Genomic DNA, 5,849 nt, shown 5'->3' on the forward strand with positions numbered 1-5,849 from the left:
ACCGCGACGGTCGGCACCGGGGCCGGCACCACGGCCGCGGACACGGCCACGGACACCACCCCGACGCCCATGCACCTGGTGGTGCAGCAGATGGTGGACGCGCGCGCCGCCGGCGTGGTGTTCACCGCGGACCCCACCAGTGGTCGGCGCGACCTCATGGTGATCGACGCGGTCGCCGGCCTGGGCGAGGCGCTGGTCGACGGATCGGCGTCGCCGGACCACCTCGTCCTGGATTCCGTCGGCGGGGTGGCCGTCCGGGAGTACGACGACGACGAGGGGGTCCTGTCCCCGGAGGAGATCGCGGCCATCCGGTCGGGCGCCCTGCGCGCACAGCAGCACTGGGGCAGGCCGATGGACCTCGAGTGGGCGATCGACCGGGCAGGCAGGCTCTGGTGGTTGCAGGCCAGGCCCATCACGACCCTGCCCGCCGATCTCGGCGAGATGGACTCCCCGCTGGCCGGCGAGGACCACGTCTACACGCGCTGCAACATCGGGGAGATGATGCCGGGGGCGTTCTGTCCGCTGACGGCGTCGGTCTCGGGGTTCGCGATCGACTACGCCATGCAGGCAATCCAAGTGGTGGCCCGGGCCCAGGCGAGCTACGACCAGCCGTGGCTGCAGGTGGGCTACTTCTCCGGGCACATGTTCCTCAACCTCACCGAGGGCACCGCGCTGAGCTCGGGCATCGTGGGCAACTCTCTCGAGCAGTTCTCCACCTCGATCTGCGGACGGGTGGTCGAGGAGCTGGTGCCCAAGCCGCCCAAGCCGTTCCTGCGCAGGCTCGGCAACACCATCCGCCTGTCCTCCCACGCGCTGTCGGCGGGCCCGGCGATCCGGCGGTTGGAAGGGCAGATCGCCGCCTGGCGGGTCCCGACCAGCGAGGACCCGCGGCTGGTGATGGAGCAGTTGGAGGCCGGCGTCGAGCAGTACTGCGACGTGACGCTGACCCATGTGCGCTCGTCCTCGCGCGCCGCGGTCGCCGCCAACATCCTCGAGAGTGTCCTCATGAAGCAGGCGGTCAAGGCCGGCCGCAGCGAGGACTCCGGCCGCACCGACGCGGCGCGGCTCATGGCCGGCGCCTCCGAGGTGGAGAGCGCGGTGATGCTGGAGCAGCTGGACTCGGTGGTCCGCGCCATCGCCGCCGACCCCCCGGCCGCCGAGGGGTTCCTCGCCGCGGATCCCGGCGACGCGGTCACCACCCTCCGGGCCTCGACCAACGCCGCGGGCGAGCGACTGCGGGGGTTCCTGGCCCGTCATGGTCACCGCGGCTACCGCGAGCTGTGCATGCGCGATGCCTCCTGGGCCGAGGATCCGGAGGGGCTCGGGGCCATGATGCAGGTGATGGTGCGGTCGGCGCAGGTCTCGCCCGAGCGGATCGGGTCCGCCGCGGATGCGGGCGTGGACGAGCCCGGCTCCCCCGTCATCCGACTGCTCGCCCGGTTCGCGCAGGAGGGGGCTCGCGGGCGCGAGGAGACCAAGGCCAAGATGGCGCTGATGGCGCACGCGCTCAAGCGGGGCTACCGCCACCTCGGTGAGGTGCTGGCCGCCGCCGGGCGACTACCCGACGCCGACCTGGTGTTCTTCTTCGACCGTGCTGAGCTGGCCCGGATCGTCGGGGCGGGCGATACCGAGGGGGCGGGCGAGATCGGCGATCTGGTCCGGAGCGCCCTCAAGCGCCGGGAGGCGCTGGCGTTCCAGGACGTCCTGGAGTTCCCCGACGTGTCGGTCGGCCGCCCGGTCCCGTTGATCGCCCGACCCCCGCGCGAGGCGGCGGGTGGCGAGATCATCGGCCGGCCCGCGAGTCGCGGATCCGTGGAGGGTGTGGTGCGCGTGGCGAGGTCCATCGTCGACGCACGCGAGGTGCAGCCGGGGGAGATCCTGGTCGCGCCGGTCACGGATGTGGGCTGGACGCCGTACTTCACGGTCATCGCGGCCCTGGTCACCGACATCGGCAGTTCGGTCTCCCACGGGGCCGTGGTCGCGCGCGAGTACGGCCTGCCCTGCGTGGTCAACACCCTGGTGGCCACGCAGACCCTGCGGACCGGAGACCGTGTGCGCGTGGACGGGGACCGGGGGGTGGTGACGCGTCTCGACCAGTCCCGGCCCGACGAGACCGCGGCAGGTGCGGACACGTAGGGGCCGCGGTCACCTGGGGTAGACGAACCCGCGCCTCACCCGCGCGCCGCGCGCGGCCGGGGACGTCTCGTCGACACCAGTGGTCAGCACGCGCAGTTCGAGGTCACCGGACCGGCAGATGACCGTACGACCACGACGCCCGTAGAGACTGGTGACCACCTCGACAGGCAGGACACCGTCGCCGGTGGGAAGATCCACCAGCTCCACGCCGTCAGGCGGTAGCGCGAGGTGCGCGGGGCCCTCGACGGATCCGGACGGGAAGTCCAGCGCGTCGGGGTGCACCACGACCCTGCCGTCGTCCGAGCGGAACCGGCCGTCGCCCATGCTGCCGGCCACGCAGGTCGCGTCGTGCAGGAACCGCGCCACGAACTCGCTGTTCGGCGAGGCATCGAGTTCCGCGGGCGACCCCACCTGCACGAGTCGGCCCCGGTTGAGCACGGCGACCTGGTCCCCGATCGCCAGCGCCTCGTCACGGTCGTGCGTCACGTGGACCATCGTGAGCTCGTGCTCCGCGGCGAGCCTGCGCAGCATGAGCCGCAGGCTCGCCCGCAACGGCTCGTCCAGGGCCGAGAGCGCCTCGTCGAGCAGCAGGACGGCGGGCCGTGCGACGAGCGCCCGGGCCAGTGCGACCCGCTGTCGCTGGCCGCCCGAGAGGGTGTCCGGCGCGCGGTCGGCCAGGTCGCCCAGCTCGACGGTCGCGAGCACCTCCGCCACGCGCGCCTCGCGATCCGACCGATTCCAGCGGGCACGCCTGAGCGGGTAGGCCACGTTCTCGGCGACGGTCATGTGCGGCCACACCGCGTGGTGCTGGAAGACCATGCCCAGTCCCCGGCGCTCGGGCGGCACCATGACGCCGTCGCCCACCAGCACTCGGTCCCCCACCCGGATGGTGCCGGCGTCCGGGGTGACGAAGCCCGCCACCGCCCGCAGGAACGTCGACTTGCCGGAGCCGGACGGGCCGACGAGGGCCAGGATCCGACCGGCGTCCACGCGGAGGTCGACCGAATCGAGGGCACGCGTGGAGCCGAAGCGCACGCTCACCCCTGTGGCGTCGAGTTCAGACATTCAGCTTCCCTGTCTCCGAGTCGGACCTGGTGAACCGCGACCCGAACACTGCCAGCACCACCAGGCCCACCAGCATGAGGATCACCGAGAGCGCGGACGAGGCGTTGACGTCGCCGGCCCTCTGGTACTGGAAGATCACCACACCGAGGGTCTGCGTCCCCGGCGAGACGAGCAGCACCGACAGGGTCAGCTCGCGCACGGCCGTGACGGCGACCATGATCGCGCCGATCCCCGCGGCCGGCAGTGCCAGACGCACACTGGTGTCGAGGTGCGCCCGGAACGGTCCCGCCCCGCCGATCCTCGCGGCCTCCTCCATCGAGGAGTGCATGCCGGCCAGCGGTCCGCGCACCGTCTGGACCACGATCGCCGCGAACGCGGTGACGTAGGCACCGAGGATCACCCACCCGGTGTTGTAGAGCCCGGTGTACCGGCCGAGGATGAGCCAACCCGTGGCGATGACCAGGCCGGGAACCGCCTGCGGGAGCAGCACCGTCAACAGCATCGGCTCCCTGTCGGCACGGGCGAGCCGGGTGGTGAACAGGCCCACCGCGAGACCGAGGATCCCGCAGAGGACCCCGGCCCCGATGGAGAGGACCACCGAGTTGGTGGCTCCGTTGATCGTCTGCGCGGAGGAGAGCACGCGCTGGTAGTTGTCCAGCGTCATGGTCTCGAAGGTCAGCGGCACCCCTGGGGCCGGCAGGAGGGACCTGACCACGAGGCCGGCCAGCGGGGCCACGGTGGTGACGAGACCGAAGACCCAGGCCACGGCCGAGACCCCGGCCCGCGACCGCCCGAGCGACATCGGGTCGAACTCCCGCCCGGACCCGCCGAACTCCACGACCCGCTTCGATATCCGACGGTCGAGGATCGTGCCGATCACACCCAATACCAGCAGGATGATGCCGATCTGTGAGACCACCTGCAGCGGCGAGTCCACGGTCCCGGACTCGAGGTACCGGTAGACCATCGTCGACAGTGTGTCGAGACCGCCGGGGACGCCCACGATGATCGGGATGCCGAAGTCGCCGATGCTGCTGACGAAGGTCAGCGTGAACGCCGCCGCGATCGCCGGACGGATGAGCGGCAGCGTCACGTCCAGTTGGGTCCGCAGGGGTGTGGCACCACCCATGCGCGCGGCCTCGACCAGGTCCGCGGGGATCCTGCGCAGCGCCGCGGCCACCACGAAGTAGGCGACGGGATAGCTGTGCAGCGTCAGGAGGAACGCCACGCCCGAGAACCCGTAGAAGTCCCAGGGGGCGAACCCCACCGTGCGGTCGATGAGCCCGCCCCGGGTGACCAGTCCCGTCCACGCGATCGCGCCGATGAACGGGGGCACGAACAGCGGGGTGAGCAGCAGCAGCTTGAGCGGTCTGCGCCCGGCCAGGTCGGTCCGGTCCAGCAGGAACGCCATCATCGTGCCGATCACGACCGCCCCGACGGCCGCCGCGAATGAGGTGGTCACGCTGTTCACCGCGGCCTGCACGATGCCACCGTCGAGCAGCAGCGGAAGGTGGTTGGCCCCGAAGCCCAGCGAGACGACGAGGGCCAGGGGCAGCACCGCGATCCCGAGGAGCGAGGACCAGAGGACGATCCGGATCGGCAGGGTCACGGGAGGAGTAGGGGTCGAGGGCGGGGACGGTGGCGGACGCGTGGCGTCAGCGGATCGCCTCGTTGAACGCGGCCACGGCGGCGGCCTGGTTCTGGGCGATCGCCTCGAGGTTCTGGTCGAACAGCGCGATCTGGTCCAGGGACGGCGCGTCCTCCGGGGTGCCCACGTCGTCGCGGACCGGCAGGTAGTTCTGCTCGACGGCGATCTCCTGGCCACGCGTGGAGACGACGAAGTCGAGGAACAGCTGGGCCGCCTCCGGATCCTGGGCGTCGGCGAACACCGCGCCCGGCTGGGTGATGTAGGGGACCCCCTCGTTGGGGTAGCTGGCCCCGATCGGCGAACCCGCCGCGGCGAGGTCGCGCACGAGGTAGTCCACCACGATGCCGATCGGGCGCGATCCCTCGGCGACGGCCTGGGCCACCGGACCGTTCGACTCGGCCACCTGGGGGGCGTTCGCGCCGAGCGCCTGGATCCACTCCGGGCCGAGGTCCGGGTGCAGGCTCCACGCCGAGGCGTTGAACGCGGCGGCACCGGAGATGTCCGGGTTGGGCAGGACGATCTGCCCGGCGTAGTCCGGCTCGGCGAGCTCGGCCCACGAGGTCGGCGGCTCGTCGACGTCGTTCGTGTTGTAGGCGATCACGGTGGGGATGATCCGCGTCCCCACGTAGTAGCCGTCGGGGTCTACCGCTTCCTCGACGAGCGCGTCGGTGTCAGTCGGCGTGAACTCGCGGAACAGGTCCTGCTCCTTGTAGCCCTCGAACGTCGGGACGTCGGCGGCCAGGAGCACGTCGGCGCCGATCTGGCCCGTGGCCTGCTCCGCCGCGATGCGGGCGCGCAGGTCACCGGTCCCGGCGCGGAACACCTCGACCGTGATGTCGGGCTGCTCCTCGTTGAAGGCCGCGATGATCTCGTCGATCTTCGCCTGGGGCTCGGAGGTGTACAGGGTGACCGTGCCGGTGACCCCGTCCCCGCTCGCTGTGGTCTCGGCTCCGTCATCGGGCTCGGCGCACGCCGTGAGCGTGAGGGCGCCGGCCACCGC

At 71.8% G+C, this 5,849-nt stretch carries 4 protein-coding genes; 1 reads left to right on the forward strand and 3 read right to left on the reverse strand.

The window, feature by feature from the left end; genetic code table 11:
* Positions 1 to 2,136 (forward strand): PEP/pyruvate-binding domain-containing protein (locus tag G6021_RS07570; RefSeq protein ID WP_182640989.1); only part of this gene is annotated, 2,136 nt, incomplete at its 5' end.
* 9 nt (positions 2,137 to 2,145) lie between these two features.
* Here G6021_RS07570 and G6021_RS07575 read toward each other — a convergent pair.
* The 3 genes from G6021_RS07575 to G6021_RS07585 are packed head-to-tail and all read right to left on the reverse strand — an operon-like array spanning position 2,146 to position 5,846.
* A complete protein-coding gene (locus G6021_RS07575; RefSeq protein WP_182640990.1) occupies positions 2,146 to 3,201 on the reverse strand; it encodes an ABC transporter ATP-binding protein in 1,056 nt (351 codons plus the stop codon).
* Positions 3,194 to 4,810 carry an ABC transporter permease subunit gene (locus tag G6021_RS07580; RefSeq protein ID WP_182640991.1) on the reverse strand — a complete coding sequence of 539 codons (1,617 nt, stop codon included), beginning with the start codon at positions 4,808 to 4,810 and terminating at the stop codon, positions 3,194 to 3,196. Before G6021_RS07580 ends, G6021_RS07575 begins: the two co-directional genes overlap by 8 nt.
* 46 nt (positions 4,811 to 4,856) lie before the next feature.
* Positions 4,857 to 5,846, reverse strand: a complete 990-nt coding sequence (locus G6021_RS07585) for an extracellular solute-binding protein (protein ID WP_182640993.1) — start codon at positions 5,844 to 5,846, stop codon at positions 4,857 to 4,859.
* Between the last annotated feature and the right edge of the window lie 3 nt (positions 5,847 to 5,849).

Source organism: Dietzia sp. CW19 (genome assembly GCF_014145265.1).
In the GTDB taxonomy this organism is placed as follows: Bacteria; Actinomycetota; Actinomycetes; order Mycobacteriales; family Mycobacteriaceae; genus Dietzia; species Dietzia natronolimnaea.

Bases quoted from the DNA above. Each gene is read 5' to 3' on its own strand.
- G6021_RS07575 (WP_182640990.1), bottom strand. From the start codon at position 3,201: ATGTCTGAACTCGACGCCACAGGGGTGAGCGTGCGCTTCGGCTCCACG.